Below are 17,154 nucleotides of genomic sequence, written 5' to 3'. Positions count from 1 at the left end.
GCTAACCGCGATTGGGGATGGGTTGAAAGCCCCAGCTCTGTGGTGCAGGTTCGGTGGCAATGATCTTTGGTTGTTCTGACCAATGTAATAGGCTTAACTCGCCCGCCTTGGATTCTGTTAGTGCCGTACAGTGTTCTACCCAGTCACCGTCGTTGCAATACAGCGTCTCGTCTTTCATGCGAAAAGAAGCAAAGTGGATGTGGCCGCAGATGTACCCGTCTACCTGCTGGTTTTTAGCAGACTTTAACGCTGCAGTTTCAAAACGCTCGATAAACTCTTTGGCTTTGCTAATGTGGCTTTTTAGGTAGCCTGCTAGAGACCAGTATGGCAAACCGATAAAACGCCTCATGCCATTGATCCATTGATTCAACGACAGCATAAGCCCATGGGCACGGTCACCAATGGCCAGCATCAGTGGGCTGATTTTCACCATTTGATCGAACTCATCGCCATGGCTAACATAGAAGGTTCGACCATTCGCGGTTTGGTGGCGAACGTTAAGTCGAATATCGATCCCAGACAACGTTTGCCCCGCAAACTTTCGGAAGAAGGCATCATGATTTCCGGGAATATAAATTACCTTGGTGCCCGATTTCGCCATGGCTAAAATCTGCTCGACTATCTTGTTGTGGGACTCTACAAAATAGGCTTTGTGACGCATTTCTTGAAGGTCAATAATGTCGCCAACCAGATACAATGTGTCGGTCTGAATATTTTGTAGGAAATCCAACAAATGAGTTGCTTGGCAGGCTTTTGTGCCAAGGTGAACATCAGAAATAAACACAGATCTAAAGGTCGTTTGCATACTTGCCTCCTAAGTTTATAGCCTTAGGCTAAGGGGAAAATATGACAATCAGGTGTGGGCTTTGTGACAGTTCTATAACACTAGGCGCTGAGTTGATTCGTGCTGGTGTTTTCTTTGTGTAGATACAGATAATTGCCCCCATTTTGTTTTGCGAACTTTTTGGCTAACGCCGCGAGTTCCGCAACATCATGATGGTTTTGATAAAGACTTGGGTCTGGGTTTACTACGCCAATAGCTAAGCTGAGAATAGGGTGGAAGGCGATATCCCCATGACGATTTTTACTCCACACACCTCCTTCTTTGAGATTTTCTTTTGGGTAGAATTCGCGGATGCGCTGGGAGAATTGTCGCAAAATTTCTTCACATTGCTGACGCCAATCGGCCGACTCAAAAATTACCACAAAATCATCGCCACCAATGTGACCGATAAAATTACGCTCTAAGCTGACGATGTCTTTGATTAAGGAGCCCAGCAGCTGAATAACCATATCGCCTTTCGCGTAACCAAAAAAATCATTAAAGGGCTTAAAGTCATTCAAATCAAAATAGGCCACATGAAAGTGTCCGTGGGCCAATAGGCGACGGCTTACATCCTTATGGATGGGGACATTACCTGGTAGCAAGGTTAATGGGTTGGAGTAAGTAGCGGTCTGAATTTTTAATTCGGTAATACGTTTCAGTAGGTCTTTTAAATGACCTGTGCCCACATACTGGCCATTGTTAACCACAATAATTTCGTGGCTGATGGTGTCGGCTTCTTGATTGGTGAGTAACGCAGAAACGCTCGAAAGGCTTGTGTTACTTTCAACAATGAGTATTTCATCACTCAATAAATGAGTTACAGGTTTGTTTTCGTAGAGAGATCGGCCATAAGGTGTCGAAAAGAGCTCGTGCAATTGGTGGCGACGAATCACGCCCACAGGGCTGCCTTCAGACAGCACTGGAATAGCAAATAAATCGCCATGTTGTTTGAAGTATCGAGAAGCGTCGATTAGTTCACTGTCTAAAGTAATCGCAGGGGTTGCTTTACACAAAGACAGCACAGACTCACCAAAATCTTCTTGGAAATGTGTGCGGCGCTGAGCTTGCTTCGCTAGGTAACTGTTTTCATGGAAATCTGGGTGCTCACAAGGGCGACCCAAGAAATAACCTTGCCCATATTTAACACCAATTTCGAGCAGCTGATCGAGTTCTTGTTGTGTCTCAATGCCCTCTGCAATCAAGGTGCAACCTAGGCGCTGGGCAATGGTGACAATAGATTGAACGAATGCCCGCTTAATATCATCTTTATCAATATCTTTAATGAAGTGTTTGTCTATTTTAACTATGTCTGGTTGTAATGTAGACCACAGCTGCAAACCCGAATAGCCGACCCCTAGGTCATCAATTGCGACTTGAAAGCCCATTTCACGATAGTGATCAACGCTATTACGAGACAAACCATTGTGGTCATAGGGGTGTTGCTCGGACAGTTCAATGACAATCTTCTTATGATCAAGACCCAGCTGATTTAGAATGGCGAGCGTCATACCTGATTGGTGGTCTGGGGAAGACAGCAAGGAAGCACTGACATTTAAAAATAGCAGTCCCTCTAAGGCCAGAGTCGAAAATTTCGTAATAGCTTTCTTACGGCACAATATTTCTAGTTGGTGTAATTTACCTTCCTTTAACGCAAGGCTAAATAATGGCTCGGGAGAGAACAGAGGCGAGTTTTTTGGGCCGCGAGATAAGGCTTCATGACCGTGAATTTTGCCATTGGTTAAATCGTAAATAGGCTGAAAATATGGGGTGACTAATCCATCTTTAAGAATGCGATTCAGCAAATCTAATAGGCTTTCTTGATTCATAATGTCCCATATACGACTAGTTAAATTGAAGAGGTAACCAGTTTATTGCGTATTTGTGACAGTTTAATGGCAGATTGAGGATTGTAATGTAAAGGTAGATAAAAGGGCTGGTGTTGAATGGCTAGCCCGTAACCGGATCTGTATTGTTATTTTAACCTTAGATCTTCGGTAACGAGTGCTATCTTAGTTTTCTCCAGAGAGGAGAAAGACTAATAATTATTTAGAGTGTACTGGGGTTTGAGTAAAACGAATGTTTGCAAGGTTAGAAAAGAATGCTTTTGCACGGCTAGCTGCAGACTTAATCGCTTCAGCGTAGTAAGTGTTGCGCATAGCGTAAGCTTGTTCTACATAGTAGTCAGTGTCTAAGTTGCCAAATTCGTCATATTTTAAATCGTTGTTCATGGTGTATCTCCTGTTTCGGTTAAATATCGTCTATGTGGTTAATATTAAGAGTTGCCTATAAAAACCACAAACGATCAATATTCAATCGAATGGTGAGAAATATTCACCTATTTTATTTGTCACCTTGAAAACGACTTAGCGCCTAGTCTATGCGAGTTAACCACAGAAACATGGCTTCTACAGCTTGAGTCGACCAAGCGGTTGAGGCTTGCTCTGTTGCTCGCAACTGGTTCTTGCCAATGCCTCGGGCGCTGACGGTCCAAGAGGCTAAATGTTCACCTGTTGGGCCGATAAGGTCCAGCGTTCCCTCTTCAAACACGTAATAGCGGCCATTCTGGATTTCGTTATGTTGCTGGGTCTTACTCTGCAACTGGAAGACGCCATTGGCCTTGGGCGTAAAGCCAAAGCCAGACAGGGCGCTTGCCAATGAACTTGCTTGTTCACTGTTTGAGACATCGAAACCAAAGCTCAGTAAAGCATCATTGAGCTGGGTTTCAATATCACGAATATCGGTAGCGGCCTGCCCTTGAATATCATGGTTGGTGGAGTAAAGGTTGAGCTCACTTTGATAGGAATTACGCTGTGCGAAAAGTGGGATCAACCCCATGTAAGTGGACCAATCTTGGGTTTGTATGCCGGGGTTCAGACGATTGGCTTGTTGGCGAATTAGCGAGTCTTGCTCAATGATTTTTTGCTGTAGGCGGGACTCAATACGTGAACGATCAACCGACTGGAGGGCATACACATACTGCTCTCCAGCAAACCTCTGTTCATTCACAGCTTGTTCTAACTCAATCGGAGCGGTACTGACACGGGTGTAAGCCGTATTGGTCTTTCTTACATCTTCTGCACCATTACCGGATGAATTGACTTGAATGTCTTGGGTATTCACCTGGCTTACTTGGGTACGTAGCTGTTGAGCTATTTGAGCATTACCATTTTGCTCCGCTTGCGTGAACGCCAGCGCAAGGTTCTCGATACGTGAGGCACTGCCCACACCGTAAAGGTAAGTGCTGCTTTTTGGCGGTGATGTCACCCAGTCTGGGATTTCTTCAGCGCTCGTGTTACCGCTTGATTGGCTATTTGTGCCAAAACAACCCGCCAGACCCATAGCCAAAGCAATGATCGACAAAGATTTAAACATGGGTATCTGGTGGTTGTAGGTATTCATGCTTAAAAGAATCCCTTATCAGCCAGTTTTTTGATTTTCTTTTGACCATTCCATACTTCGCGGTTAGTGGTCATATCAATCAGTTTCAAATCGACCTGATAGAAGCTCACACGTTGATCGCCATTTGAGTCAACAATAGAGTTAATACTACCTGATAGCGCGAACCCAGCACCTTGCTCTAAGCCGAATTTCGCAACCGTATCTGGTGCGGCATTCAATTCTTGCTCTTCACGCTCATTACGAATTTCTTCGCGTTCTTCTCCTGAGACAACAAAGTCCACTTTACCTGCTCGCAGTAGACTACGTTTAATATCGTTGATGAAGGTATCAACAGGAATGTGCTCTGCGGTCTTGTTGCGAATGGTTTGAATGATAACCGTTGGGTTACCTTTTTGACTGAAGTTGTAGTCACGGAACCATGGGAAGGTAAGCATGTCGCCCATCATTTCCTCAGAGACTAAGCGAGAGTCCGTATCGTTCCAGCGATCCGATAGGGCGACTTCCTCGTTGTTATCTAAGCGCTTCACACTTCCGCTGGAGCAGGCGACTAATGTGGTAGCAATGACCATAACAAGCAGGCCTTTCCATTGTAACTTACCAAACATTGGGATACTCATGTCTATTTCCTTATTCGTTATGCCTAAAGAAGGCGATTAATTTTGAAAGCTTAATCAGGATTTCGCAAGTTCCAAACTTCAATTTGATTCGCTTTAAGGTGGAGCTCACCTAGGTTAAATTGTTTGCTGTTCACACTGTATTCTGGATTGTAGTCTCCAGCGGGCACCGATACACGAGTTAAGCGTATTTGTGCCGGTAAGGTTAGCCAATTTCGGGTATCTGCGGCAGAGGATGCAAAAACCGCCACTTGTCCTGCAAGGCTTAATAATAAGCTTGCGGTGCTGTCTTGAACACTACTGGCAAGGCGATAAGCTAGCCAGCTACGAATAAGCTCTCGTAATAGCCCCTCATAAATATCCCTTTGGGCGTAGGCCAGTTGCTCTTGTAAGGCGATATCAGACAGAGAGGTCATTCTTATTGTGGAAGTATTGGACTCTTCTTGATTCGAAAGAGTCCCGGACAAACGTAAGCTAGGCTGGTGGTTATCTAATTGGAAACGGCGATAAAAAGGTACGGTGACTCGCACTGGATATTGGGAGAGCAAGCTCTCTATGTGTATATCTTGCAGCTGTCGCCAGATGCCGCTGCCCAAGATGACGCGCTTGGTAAATAAACCAGAAAGACTGCCCCAGGCGCCGCCGGTTTTATAGTTGGCGATAAGGTTTAACGGGCTGATGTCCGCATAAGCCATGGTAAACCAACGAAATGAGTCGTTTTGCTCAATGTTATTGCCACCGTGTAGCGGCTGTAATACTAAAGAGTAGCTGCGTGGGTCAGCACTGAGCAACAAGGTCATTTCGCTTTTGTCTTCAATAAAGCCTTGATGCTCAAGTACGACAATTTCGGCACTGTCGGCTTGGTAGCTGTTGAGCTTTTGTTGCATGCTAGAGGAAAGCTTGGTATCGATTAGGCGCTGTATTTCATCGCTACCCCAGCCTGTTTTTTGCATCATCCGAATGGTGTCTAGCCAAGCTCTTTCAGTGGTTAAATCTGCGAGACTGTATTGCTGGGCATAACCCGCTTCATAGAGGTTGGCTGCTGCTTGATAACTAATGCGTGCATCGTCGTATTCTGCTTGCAGCTCATATTGTAGGCCTTCCATATAACGAGCCCAGGCATCATCACGGTAAAGGTATTTATCGGTATTACGTCCGCCTTTATAAAAATCCCCTAACCAGCTAAGTGCTTTGAGGTAAAAGGCTTGGTTATCTGCATCGTCTAAATCTTGATAACTCGGAGTTTGGGCTTTGATTTCATTAAGTTTTAGTTCAATACGGCGTACTTCGACAAGAGCGGCATCCTGTAAAACTAAAGCTTGCGACGAGGTTTTGGCTTGTTTCGCAAGGGCGATGTAGTTGAGGGATTTTAAGTAACTAATATACACGCGCTCTAAGCCCGTGCCGCGATAGTCACTTTGTCTTGGGTTGGTCAGCAGTGCCCAGGCCCGATTGCTGTAGTTTTCTTGGAAGAATGTGTCGCTGAGTTTTTCTGCCTCTTCCAAAAGCGTGTTGCTTCTTTCGTAGTCGCCTTGGTTCTGTGCCAAGGCGCCAATTTCTAAATAGTAAAGTAGCTGATCTTGTTTGCTACTAAGCGCTTTTTCGAGCTGGCTTTCAGCTTCATGCCAATCGCCTTCTTGGGCTAACGTTAGTCCTTCTTCTATGTCTTGCTGATAGGTTGAACAACCTGTCAGGAAAAGTATTAGAATCCAAAGTGCCGCCTGCTTCACGTCCGCTTCCTTAGCTTAAAAATCGATTTGCAACCAATAACCCAATCAGAGCTATGCAAGCTAGATAGAGTACGAACCATCTTACTTTAAGGCAATAGGAGCAGGTTTTTTTTCGTTTTTTCATGGGTCTTACCTTAACCTAACTTTACACACTGTACCCCATATGTGCAGCAATGAAAAAGGGGACTTACAAAGTCCCCTTTTGGATTCTATATCAAGCTATTTATTGCGTATTATTGCTCAGTTTGAGCTGCTTGCTGCTTTTGTAAGCTTTCTAGGTACAAAGCGTCGAAGTTTATTGGCGCTAGCAATACTGCTGGGAAGCTGCCTTTTACAACCACCGCATCGATGTTTTCACGAGCGTATGGGAAAAGTGTCGCTGGGCAGAAAGCACCTAGCGCGTGGTGTAGTTGTTGGTCATCAAGACCGGCAATGACAAACAAGCCACCTTGTTGTACTTCTACTAGGTAAGCTGGCTCGTCGCCGTTTTTAACGTTAACAGTAATCTCTAAGACGACTTCATAAACGTTTTCACCAACCTGACGGCTTTTAGTGTTTAGTTCTAAGCCAACTTCAGGTTTCCACTCTTCTTGGAAGATCATTGGAGAACGTGGTGATTCAAAAGAGATATCTTTTAAGAACACACGTTGTAAAGACAGTTGTGGCGCTTGCTGTTCTTGTGTTTCTGTTGCTGCAGTCGTCGTGTCAGACATGATTTATCCTATAGTGTTATATAAATAATTCGACCTTACCCCAAGTGCTCATTAGAGCGATTACTTGGCCAGTAAATCATCCAGTTTATTAGCATGTTGAAGCGCATACAACTCATCACAACCGCCAACATGAAGATTGTCGATCCAGATTTGTGGGACGGAAGTGCGGCCACTTTTTTGAGTCATTTCTGCACGTGCAGAAGGTTTGCCATCTACATTAATTTCGTGAAATTTCACTTTTTTTGAACTCAAAAGCTGTTTTGCTCTAATGCAGAAAGGGCAGTAATTACTTGAATAAATTGTGACATTTGCCATGGCGAAATCTAACCCTCTTAAGATTTTACAAGAGGCATGTTAGAAGATTGCCATTCAGCAATGCCACCCTGTAATTTGAATACTTTATTGAAACCCGCTTTTTTCATTTCTTTCGCACTCGTACCAGCGTTGATACCAGTCTTACAAGTTAAAATGATGGGGGTGTCTTTGTAACTTTCAAGGCTAGACAATTGATCTTTGATTTTTGTCGCTGGAACATTTCTTGCGCCAGTAATGTGTCCAGTTTTGAACTCTTTTTCAGGGCGAATATCGACCACAATTGCATCATCAGTGTTGATCATGGTGGTTGCTGTCGATGGGCTAACACCTTGAGCGCCGCCTTTGCTCTCAACAAATAGTAAAGTGGCTAGGATAGCGAAAAAAACAGCTACCATTTCCCAGTGGTTCATCGAAAATTCAAGAAATTGATTCATCATAATAGTTAAGACCTGTATTAAAACTGCCAGCATTATACACGCCGAACGGAATCGGTACATAGTTCAGAGGGCCTTCAAAGCACTTATAAGAGGTTTCTTGCCAGAGAGTTTTACCTTCCTCGCTAGCTTCAATAGTGAAGAGGTTCCAATGAGTTACAAAAAACGGAGTGGGAGGAGGGAATAGCAGAAAATACACAGGGCACACTTCAAAAAGAGGCTCTGTGTAGTGGTTTAGTTAGGAGTTTGTCGAATCGAAAATTTTGTCGGCATTACCCTCAATAAAGCTGTCGAATAGGCTTCCATCTGCTTGAAGATGACGACGAGCAAACTCGTAAAAACAGCTAGGAATCTCTCGACTTTTTCCGTCACTAAATACGTAATCGATTTTGTCGGCTAAGGTAGAAGATTGTTCCAAACAGGACTCAGGAGAGCCTTTAACTAAACCGCCCACCTGATTAAGTACATAACCTTCATCTAGCAACAATTGGTTTACTTGTTGAATGCTCGTGACATTCTTCAGATGGTTAATGCTGACGGTAAAGTGGTTGGCTTGCAATCCCATGGTGGATAACCAAGCGGCATACTCAGAGTGTTTTGTCAGCGTCAGATAATCTTGTTCAGTTAGTTTTTTCCACAATAATCCCGCCCAGAAAATAGCCGGTGTTTTTACGACATCAGCGGGGATCTGCGCGATTAGGGTTTGAATGATGTCTTGGCAATCTTGAGGTAATTCTTCTACCAAGAGTTCCGAGAGAAAAATTTTAGGCGCTTTATTATCTGTTTGATGCTTATAACAGCGAGCGCGCAAGTGCTTTGTTTCGAAACGGAAAGCACCGTAGGCAATATAGCCTAATACGATCAGTTGTCCTTCCAGTATTTCCAAGGAAATAGGTGACTGATTAAAGGTACGAAAGGCAACATGGTCATTTAGGACAGACTCTCCCTGCTGTTCAAATAGAGCTTGAATACGCTGGGCTTGTGGCGTGACTTGGGTGTATTGCTGCCATAAAGCCGAAAAAAATTCTGTCTGATGCATAGGGCTTTCCAATTTAGGTCAATGAGCGATAAGCACCACTCTAGTACAGATGCTATGGATTTTACAAAGGATGAAAACGCACATGGTTATGCGCAAAACTCTTATGAACAAAGGTGTGAGCTAAACACCAATGAGAGCGTGTTAGGCGTCCATTAAGAGCTTGATTGACATGGCTAAACACATAAAAATCACCAGAGGGCGAATCAACTTAGAACCTTTTGTGATCACTAACTGTGAGCCGATTTGAGCACCGATCCACTGACCTATGCCCATGGCGATCCCTAGCATCCACACAATATGTCCAGTAAACGCAAACATAATAAGAGAGGCTAGGTTGCTGGTGGCGTTTAGCACCTTGGTGTGTGCCGTTGCAGAAATAATGGATAAGCCCATGAAACATAAATACGCGGTTGAGAAGAAAGCGCCTGTGCCAGGACCAATCAAACCATCGTAAAAACCAATGCTGGTGCCGATGATAAAAGCAAATTGGGTTTGAGATAGGGCTACCTTACTGGCAATGAGAGGCTGAACTTTTGGCAAAAAGAGAAAAAATATAGCCACTGCTATAAGGACAATTGGCACCGCTTGAATAAGTAATCGGCTGTCAATATAAGACACCAATATTGTGCCTAAGGCGCTACCAATCGCCGTCATGGCAATTGGCAATATCATGTCGGCTAGTTTGACATGACCTTTACGAACGAAATGAAAAGAGGAAGATAGGGTGCCAGCACAACCTTGCAGTTTATTGGTTGCTAGGGCTTCTGCAGGTGATAGTCCTGCTGCGAGCAGCGCGGGGACGGTGATCAAACCACCGCCGCCTGCGATGGCGTCAATAATACCTGCGACTAGGGCAACACAGAATAAGGCTAGGTATACCCAGAGGGAAATGTCAGCAAACAAAAAGTCCATTTTGATCTCGGCAGAAGAATCTTTAGTACCTTAGTAGATCAAAAAAAGCCCACTTAGACAATGTCTTAAGTGGGCTAGGCAGGAGTAGTAATTAGTTTATTTAGCGGCGGCGATATAGTCGCTGAGTCGTGTCACTTGGTCTGGGTTGAACTCCAGCCCAAGTTTACTGCGGCGCCATAAAATATCTTCACTGGTGTAAGCCCACTCTTTCTCTAGTAGGTAATCCACTTCCACTTGATACAGATCTGCGCCAAAGTGCTCACCAAGTTCGGTTAAGTCTGTTTTGCCTTCCAAGATTAGGTGGCTTCGATCTCCATAACTATTGGCAAAGCGCTTCGCCAAATGCGAACCGATAAATGGGTAGCTCTGCTGAAGTGATAAAGTAAATGCTTCCAGGGACATGCCCAAGTTACCGCCTGGTAAGGGTTGGCTGTGGGTCCATTCTGGCCCAAGCTGATCAAAGTAAGGTGTTAACTTACCCATAGCGGACAGGGCTAATTTTCGATAAGTCGTGATCTTGCCACCAAAAATACTTAATAGCGGCGCTTGGCTATTATCGTCTTCCAAATGCAGAGTGTAATCACGAGTCACAGCAGAAGGGTCATTTGACTCATCTTCCAATAATGGGCGGACACCAGAATAGTGCCAAATCACATCATCTGTGGAGAGATCCTTTTTAAAGTGATCGTTGGCAACATTAAGTATGTAGTTGGTTTCTTCATCTGAGATTTCTACATCGCTAGGGTTGCCTTTGTACTCAACATCCGTCGTGCCAAGTAGGGTGTAGTTGTCACGGTAAGGAATAGCAAAAACGATACGCTTATCCGTGTTTTGCATGATAAAGGCATTAGAGAACTGATGAATTCTAGGTACCACAATATGGCTACCTTTAATCATACGAATACCATAGGGTGCTTTTTTCTCAAGCTTGGTTTCGATGAATGAAGACACCCAAGGACCCGCCGCATTAACGAGTGCCTTCGCTGTAATCGTCGTAGTTTCTTGGCTGATTTGATTTTCTAGACTAATTTGCCATTGGCCATCGACACGTTTAGCGCCAGTACAACGGGTACGAGCGTAAATTTCAGCTTTGTTTTGCTGTGCGCTTAGGGCATTTGTTACCACTAAGCGAGCGTCATCTACCCAACAGTCTGAATATTCAAAGCCTTGGGTAATATCGGATTTTAATGGGCTGTCCGCACCATATTTCACTTTATGGGAACCTAATAGCGTGTCGCGCTTACCTAGATTGTCGTAAAGGAAAAGCCCAATACGAATTAACCAAGCAGGGCGTAGGTGTGGGCGATGAGGCATTTGAAAACGCATCGGCGTCACCAAATGAGGCGCCACTTTTAACAGCACTTCGCGCTCTGTTAAGGCTTCTTTTACTAAGCGGAATTCATAATGTTCTAGGTAACGTAGACCACCATGAATCAGCTTACTGCTAGAAGAGGACGTTGCTTGAGCCAAATCTCCCATTTCACACAGGCCTACATGCAATCCGCGTCCTGCGGCATCGGCAGCGATACCTGTGCCATTAATGCCGCCACCGACAACAAATAGATCAAAATGCGAGTTTGCCATGCTATTCCCCATAAGTAATGAATATCAGTATGTTCGAAAGTGAACATTATTGTTCGATATTAAACTTATAAAATGCCGCTGGCAACCTAGATGAACGGAAAAATTGTTGAAAAACTATGCACACCTTCCAGATCAAAGTGTGCAATCTGGAGGTGATGACGGCGGGAAAAACTATTTGGTTTTACAAAGTTCTAGGTGAACCTGATGCTCAGACATGAGGTTGATAATGGCTTTAGGGGGCGTTAGGTCAGTGAAAAGGCGGTCCACCTGAGTAAGATTACCTAAACGCACCACCGCATTGCGGCCAAATTTTTCACTGTCAGCGGCTAAGAAAACCGTGCGCGAATTGGAAATAATGCTTTGGGCAACACGCACTTCTTGGTAGTCGTAATCCAGCAAAGAGCCATCATTTGGGTCGATACCACTAATACCAATGATGCCGTAGTCGACGCGAAATTGGTTAATGAAATCAATAGTGGCTTCCCCCATGATTCCACCATCACGAGAGCGGATAGCGCCTCCAGCAATAATCACGTTAAAGTCTTCTTTACCGCTTAGAATAGTCGCTACATTAAGATTGTTGGTGATGACTTGAAGACCTTGGTGGTTTAATAATGCTCTAGCCACTGTCTCTGTGGTGGTACCAATATTGATGAATAGTGAGGCGTTATTGGGGATCTGTTCGGCAATTCGCTTGGCGATTTGTTGCTTGGCGGAAAGCTGCAAAATCTGACGGGTAGCATAGGAAACATTGGTGGTGCTGGAGTCGTAGCTCGCACCGCCATGATGTCGGCGAATCTTGTTTGCTTTGGCTAATACATTTATGTCACGACGTATGGTTTGCGGTGTCACCGCAAAGTGCTCAGCAAGCTGGTCAATACTAATATAACCGGTGTTCTTAACAAGAATGACTATTTGCTCTTGGCGAGTGAGTTGTCCCATAGGTTTTACGACTCCAAAATGTTTATGCTTGCTAAAGGTGTAGGCATTGGTTTTTAATATGGAACATTCGATTTTGAATATTGAAGTTCAAAAATAATAATAGGCGACTCGTTTTCGAGTGCCAACAACATCAAAGAGAATTCCACATGACTCAATATATTCTTGCAATAGATCAAGGAACGACCAGTTCACGGGCTATTTTATTCGATGAAAAAGGTGCTCGCCTAGGGCAATCCCAGCAAGAATTTCCGCAAATATTTCCTAATGATGGTTGGGTTGAACATAACCCAGAAGACATCTGGTCTTCTACCATTGCTGTGTGCCGTTCAGTATTAAAGGATACAGGTATTGATGCCAAATCGGTAGCCAGTATCGGCATCACTAACCAACGTGAAACAACCATCTTGTGGGACACAGAAACAGGCGAAGCTGTTTACAATGCGATTGTTTGGCAAGACCGACGAACCAGTGAATTCTGCCAGTCTTTGCATGACCACGGTTACTCTGAGATGGTGCAAGCAAAAACGGGTCTATTAATTGACCCTTACTTTTCGGCTACCAAGATCCGTTGGGTGCTGGACAATGTGGAAGGGGCGAAAGAGAAAGCTCAAGCAGGACGTCTGGCGTTTGGCACCGTCGATACCTTCTTGCTATGGCGTTTAACGAACGGCCAATCTTATAAAACTGATGCAACCAACGCTGCACGAACCATGGCGTTTAATATCCATACCCAAGAATGGGATCAGCAACTTATTGATATTTTGGGTATTACTGATGTTCAGTGGCCAGAAGTCATGGATTGTAGTGATGACTTTGGGGTAATTGATGCTCAGTGGTTAGGTGCTGAGATTCCGGTGAATGGTATTGCTGGAGATCAGCAGGCAGCATTAGTGGGCCAAGCTTGCTTCAAACCCGGCATGATCAAAAGCACCTATGGTACGGGCTGTTTTATGATCCTAAATACTGGTAACAAGGCCATCACTTCACAGCATAAATTGCTAACCACAGTAGGTTACCGTATTAATGGTGAGGTCACCTATGCGCTTGAGGGCAGTATTTTTGTGGCCGGGGCCGCTATTCAATGGCTCAGAGACGGTTTAAAACTCTTTACGGATGCCAAAGAAACTCAACGCCTTGCCATGCAAGCGAAAAATGATGCTTCAGTATATTTGGTGCCTGCTTTTACTGGACTTGGAGCGCCTTATTGGGACCCGGATGCCCGAGGTGCCATGATAGGTTTAACGCGTGATACCAGTGTGGAAGACATTGTCAGTGCCGGACTACGTTCTGTTTGTTATCAAAGTAAAGATTTGGTGGGGGCGATGCAACAAGATGGTGCTGTGTTCCATTCATTGCGCGTTGACGGTGGTATGGTGGTGAACGATCTTGTTGTGCAATTCCTAAGTGATATTCTTGATATTCGTGTGGAACGTCCTGAAATTACAGAAACCACCGCACTTGGTGTGGCTTTCTTGGCAGGACTAAAGTGTGGTATTTACCAGTCTCTAGACGAAGTTGCTGACTTCTGGAAGGCTAATAAAACCTTCGAGCCAGAAATTGATAGCGCGACAAGCGAGCGTTTATATCAAGGCTGGCAAAACGCGGTAGAGCGTGTAAGAACTCGTAACTAGTATTGATTCAGGAAGGCTTAATGGGTTTAAATGAAGTTTACTTCATTTGCCCATTGATTCTTAGAAGGCTCGATTAATGTCCAAACAGTTTGCAGAAGTACAACAAGATGACTTTATGAAGTTTGGTGGCGAACGTCCCAGCTACTTAGAAATTGAAGATGCCTTGATGGCTTTAGGTGGTCACGGAGTTAATGGAAATAACTACAAAAATGAAATGGTTAAACTGGCTGGCTGGACAGGTGGTGCGCTCACTACGTACGCACAGCGACCAGAAGTGGCTCAAGCCGCTTTTAATAAAATCCGCTTGGTTCTTCATAAGGTTAAAAAGCCTGAAACATTGCGCGCTTACCTAGAAAAAACAAAATAGAAAGACAGTTGTACTAGACGTTCTTATCCTGTCTTTCTTCTTTTAAAAATGTTACTCTGCGTCGGCAATGGCACGTATGCCATACTCTTCATCTAAAATGCGACCAATGACATTATCGCCAGCAAGGTGATGAGCATATTGCATGTGTAGGCAACGTACTTGATCCCAGTTAGCAATGCCACCTATGCCTAACTTTTCAAACAAAGGCTTAAAGCCTTTCTCTTCAATAATCGCCTTATGCTCAGGCTGCATCACATCCCAACGGCGTGCGATATAGTCGCGATGAGCGTTGTGATGGGCTTCTCTTAAGTCTTCATCGTCTTTAATGCGCTGTTCTAGCTCTTTCACAACGCCTTGGCTTTCAATCTTTGCTAGTGCTTTATCAATGGCTTTGCTTGATAACCAATATAGGGTTGGAAAGGGCTGATTAAATACCCAAGTTTCCATTTCTAGAACTTGAGGAATGCCATTAGGAGAATAATGAGCAATAGCACTGATACCACTAGGGGTGCGGCCAAGCTGTGACGTGATGATATCTATATCACCTTGAGAAATTGTTTGGGTCATGTGGGTATTGTGTGCTTTTTATAGGGTGAATGCTGGGAACTGTGCGGCGAATTTTTGAATCCATTCGGCGGCGGCTTCATTATAATTAAGACGGCGACCTTCATTTTTAGCTCGGCGTCGATAGTGCTCTATCTGGGATAGCTGCTCTACCATGCGTACGGAATAACAGGCTTCTTGGGTGGGGAATTCGATGGCAATCAGATAACCGCCTTCTTCTTGATTACACCAGGCAACTCGTCCACAGACACAGAAATTAGGGTCAATTTCTTCTAGAGTCACTTCAACACAAGCGCCACTGTCAAAAGCGCATGAGGTTAAGTAGGTAATGCCTGCAAATCCAGTTCGTTCACTATTACATGGAGGAAAGTGTTGATCCTCAATGGTGGTGAGCTTTAAAGGAAGTTCATTTGGGTGTGCAACAAATTCCATCGAAACAAGCCAATTTTTATTCTAGACAATTAATTTATCGGCCAGTACGGCACAAGGTTTAAAAAAGAATGAGCGATTGTACGCTTTTTGTTCTGCCTGTACAGATGAAATTTGACCTAGTCGTCATGATTTTTATAGATTTCGCTTATATAGCGCTCGGTCTTTAATTGTATTGCTAATGACAAGCTAAAATTGCTCGATATATAGAGAATAAAGTAAATTATTCGGGATATTTAGGCTCAACTGAGTTGCTGGTAACAAAGTTTACCCAGCATACGCAGGGCGGCATCAGAGTAGTTATCCCAGCTCAATGCGTAATTGAGTCGAAAGTGATGTTTGAATTCAGCACTCATGCTAAAGGCCAAGCCGGGTAATATGCCTATGCTGTTTTCTAGGGCTTGGGCGTGCACCTGCATAGCATCTATTTCCTTAGGTAGAGTCACCCAAAGTAAGAAGCCGCCTTTCGGGCTAGAGACCTGTGTGCCTTCAGGGAAGTGTTGCTGTATTAGCTGCTGACAGTGTAGTAGATTCTCTTGGTAGGTTTGTCTAGTTTTGCGCAAATGCCTATCGTATGCACCATTTTCTAGAAAGTTTGCAATAGCAGTTTGAGTAAGAGTCGGGATCGCCAGAGATTGAGCATAGGCTAAATGATTGATTTTAGTGTGTAAGGCACCACCTATGATCCATCCAATGCGGAATCCCGGCGCAATACTTTTCGAAAAGGAGCTGCAATAGATAACTCTTCCGAGATTATCATCGGCTTTTAGTGCTCTTTCACGTTTAGCGAAATACCCAAGTTCCCCATAAACATCATCTTCAATAATCATGAAATTATGCTGGTCAGCGCATTCTAGTAAGCGTTTTCGATTGGCTGAAGAGAGGGTGGCTCCCGTCGGATTCTGATTATTTGGTGTAACGATACAAGCTTTAATGGATTGGTTATGAACCGTGTCATTCAACAGCTCTAAATCTATTCCATGCTCACTGTCACAAGGTATTTCAATCACGTTCAGGTTAAGCACTTCTACCGCTTGCAATATGCCATGGTAAGTTGGGCTTTCAATAGCAATCGTATCACCCGCCTGAACAACCGCCTGTAATGCAAGAATTAAAGCATTCTGGCAGCCAAGAGTAATGACAATATCATCAGGCTGTAGCTGGCAGCCGGCATCGAGCATGCGAATGGCAATTTGTCGACGCAAACTTAACGAACCGGGTGTAAACTCATAAGCAGCACAAATTTCTGGCTCTAAACGCATTAATCGCCCCACAGAACGTTGTAGCTGTCGGATCGGTAGGAATTGGCTGTTAGGAATCGCCGCTCCAAATTGGATGATGTCTTCATCTTGAGAGGCGTGTAGCAATCGGCTTAGTAGGGCATGGGTGCTGGTGTCTTTTTGGGAGATGTCAGGCGCGACAGGAGATTTTGTTAAGTAATGCTCTTGGACAAAATAGCCCTTTTGAGGTCGCGCTTTAATAATTCCGCGATCCTCAAGCAAGCTATAAGCTTGTAGGACTGTCGCAACACTGACTTCCATTTGCTTACTGGATTTTCGAACGGAAGGGATTTTCGCACCCGCGGGGAAAATGCCTTCCTGAACTTGCTGTTCAATTGTATTGGCGATTTTCTCGTAAAGGGGCGCGTCCATATG

General features: G+C 44.3%; 18 protein-coding genes. 2 read left to right on the top strand and 16 right to left on the bottom strand.

The genetic code is table 11. The features are described 5' to 3' along the window. Position 1: 1 nt before the first annotated feature. From ABJF92_RS02670 to ABJF92_RS02610, 13 genes are all read right to left on the bottom strand, one after another. Complete coding sequence (locus tag ABJF92_RS02670; protein ID WP_446814306.1) at positions 2-805, bottom strand: UDP-2,3-diacylglucosamine diphosphatase; 804 nt, start codon at positions 803-805, stop codon at positions 2-4. Between the two features lie 80 nt (positions 806-885). After that, the gene (locus ABJF92_RS02665; RefSeq protein ID WP_446814305.1) at positions 886-2,652 is read right to left on the bottom strand and encodes an EAL domain-containing protein; all 1,767 of its coding nucleotides are present in this window, start codon (positions 2,650-2,652) and stop codon (positions 886-888) included. A 216-nt stretch (positions 2,653-2,868) separates the two neighbouring features. After that, positions 2,869-3,054: an RSP_7527 family protein gene (locus tag ABJF92_RS02660; protein WP_446814304.1), complete on the bottom strand. Its 186-nt coding sequence runs from the start codon at positions 3,052-3,054 to the stop codon at positions 2,869-2,871. A 142-nt stretch (positions 3,055-3,196) separates the two neighbouring features. Then, positions 3,197-4,225: an LPP20 family lipoprotein gene (locus ABJF92_RS02655; RefSeq protein ID WP_446814303.1), complete on the bottom strand. Its 1,029-nt coding sequence runs from the start codon at positions 4,223-4,225 to the stop codon at positions 3,197-3,199. A gap of 2 nt (positions 4,226-4,227) precedes the next feature. Further along, positions 4,228-4,842: a penicillin-binding protein activator LpoB gene (locus ABJF92_RS02650; protein ID WP_446814302.1), complete on the bottom strand. Its 615-nt coding sequence runs from the start codon at positions 4,840-4,842 to the stop codon at positions 4,228-4,230. Positions 4,843-4,892: 50 nt separating this feature from the next. Then, the gene (locus ABJF92_RS02645; protein ID WP_446814301.1) at positions 4,893-6,569 is read right to left on the bottom strand and encodes a hypothetical protein; all 1,677 of its coding nucleotides are present in this window, start codon (positions 6,567-6,569) and stop codon (positions 4,893-4,895) included. Between the two features lie 233 nt (positions 6,570-6,802). Further along, complete coding sequence (gene secB / locus ABJF92_RS02640) at positions 6,803-7,282, bottom strand: protein-export chaperone SecB (protein ID WP_445976700.1); 480 nt, start codon at positions 7,280-7,282, stop codon at positions 6,803-6,805. Between the two features lie 60 nt (positions 7,283-7,342). Beyond that, positions 7,343-7,597, bottom strand: coding sequence for a glutaredoxin 3 (gene grxC / locus ABJF92_RS02635; RefSeq protein WP_446814300.1), 255 nt, complete (start codon positions 7,595-7,597; stop codon positions 7,343-7,345). Between the two features lie 17 nt (positions 7,598-7,614). Beyond that, positions 7,615-8,034: a rhodanese-like domain-containing protein gene (locus tag ABJF92_RS02630; protein WP_446814299.1), complete on the bottom strand. Its 420-nt coding sequence runs from the start codon at positions 8,032-8,034 to the stop codon at positions 7,615-7,617. Between the two features lie 235 nt (positions 8,035-8,269). Further along, positions 8,270-9,070 (bottom strand): 2-oxoadipate dioxygenase/decarboxylase family protein, encoded by an 801-nt coding sequence (locus ABJF92_RS02625; protein WP_446814298.1) that lies wholly within the window; start codon positions 9,068-9,070, stop codon positions 8,270-8,272. A gap of 141 nt (positions 9,071-9,211) precedes the next feature. Continuing rightward, complete coding sequence (locus ABJF92_RS02620; RefSeq protein WP_446814297.1) at positions 9,212-9,982, bottom strand: TSUP family transporter; 771 nt, start codon at positions 9,980-9,982, stop codon at positions 9,212-9,214. A gap of 96 nt (positions 9,983-10,078) precedes the next feature. Beyond that, positions 10,079-11,566, bottom strand: a complete 1,488-nt coding sequence (gene glpD, locus ABJF92_RS02615; protein WP_446814296.1) for a glycerol-3-phosphate dehydrogenase — start codon at positions 11,564-11,566, stop codon at positions 10,079-10,081. A 171-nt stretch (positions 11,567-11,737) separates the two neighbouring features. Next, positions 11,738-12,508, bottom strand: coding sequence for a DeoR/GlpR family transcriptional regulator (locus tag ABJF92_RS02610; RefSeq protein WP_446814295.1), 771 nt, complete (start codon positions 12,506-12,508; stop codon positions 11,738-11,740). A 146-nt stretch (positions 12,509-12,654) separates the two neighbouring features. On the opposite strand from ABJF92_RS02610, the gene glpK reads away from it, so the two are divergent. Then, positions 12,655-14,139 (top strand): glycerol kinase GlpK, encoded by a 1,485-nt coding sequence (glpK, locus tag ABJF92_RS02605; RefSeq protein WP_446814294.1) that lies wholly within the window; start codon positions 12,655-12,657, stop codon positions 14,137-14,139. Positions 14,140-14,215: 76 nt separating this feature from the next. Beyond that, a complete protein-coding gene (locus tag ABJF92_RS02600) occupies positions 14,216-14,506 on the top strand; it encodes a hypothetical protein (protein WP_446814293.1) in 291 nt (96 codons plus the stop codon). Between the two features lie 51 nt (positions 14,507-14,557). On the opposite strand, the gene ABJF92_RS02595 is transcribed toward ABJF92_RS02600, so the two are convergent. The 3 genes from ABJF92_RS02595 to ABJF92_RS02585 form a co-directional block, all read right to left on the bottom strand. After that, the gene (locus ABJF92_RS02595; protein WP_446814292.1) at positions 14,558-15,073 is read right to left on the bottom strand and encodes a DUF501 domain-containing protein; all 516 of its coding nucleotides are present in this window, start codon (positions 15,071-15,073) and stop codon (positions 14,558-14,560) included. Between the two features lie 18 nt (positions 15,074-15,091). Beyond that, positions 15,092-15,502 carry an energy transducer TonB gene (locus tag ABJF92_RS02590; RefSeq protein ID WP_446814291.1) on the bottom strand — a complete coding sequence of 137 codons (411 nt, stop codon included), beginning with the start codon at positions 15,500-15,502 and terminating at the stop codon, positions 15,092-15,094. A 239-nt stretch (positions 15,503-15,741) separates the two neighbouring features. Further along, positions 15,742-17,151: an aminotransferase-like domain-containing protein gene (locus ABJF92_RS02585; protein ID WP_446814290.1), complete on the bottom strand. Its 1,410-nt coding sequence runs from the start codon at positions 17,149-17,151 to the stop codon at positions 15,742-15,744. Positions 17,152-17,154 lie beyond the last annotated feature (3 nt).

It is taken from the genome of Marinomonas sp. (assembly GCF_039940335.1).
In the GTDB taxonomy this organism is placed as follows: domain Bacteria; phylum Pseudomonadota; class Gammaproteobacteria; order Pseudomonadales; family Marinomonadaceae; genus Marinomonas.
Note: the sequence above shows the minus strand (reverse complement) of the source record. Positions and strands in the feature narration are given on the sequence as shown.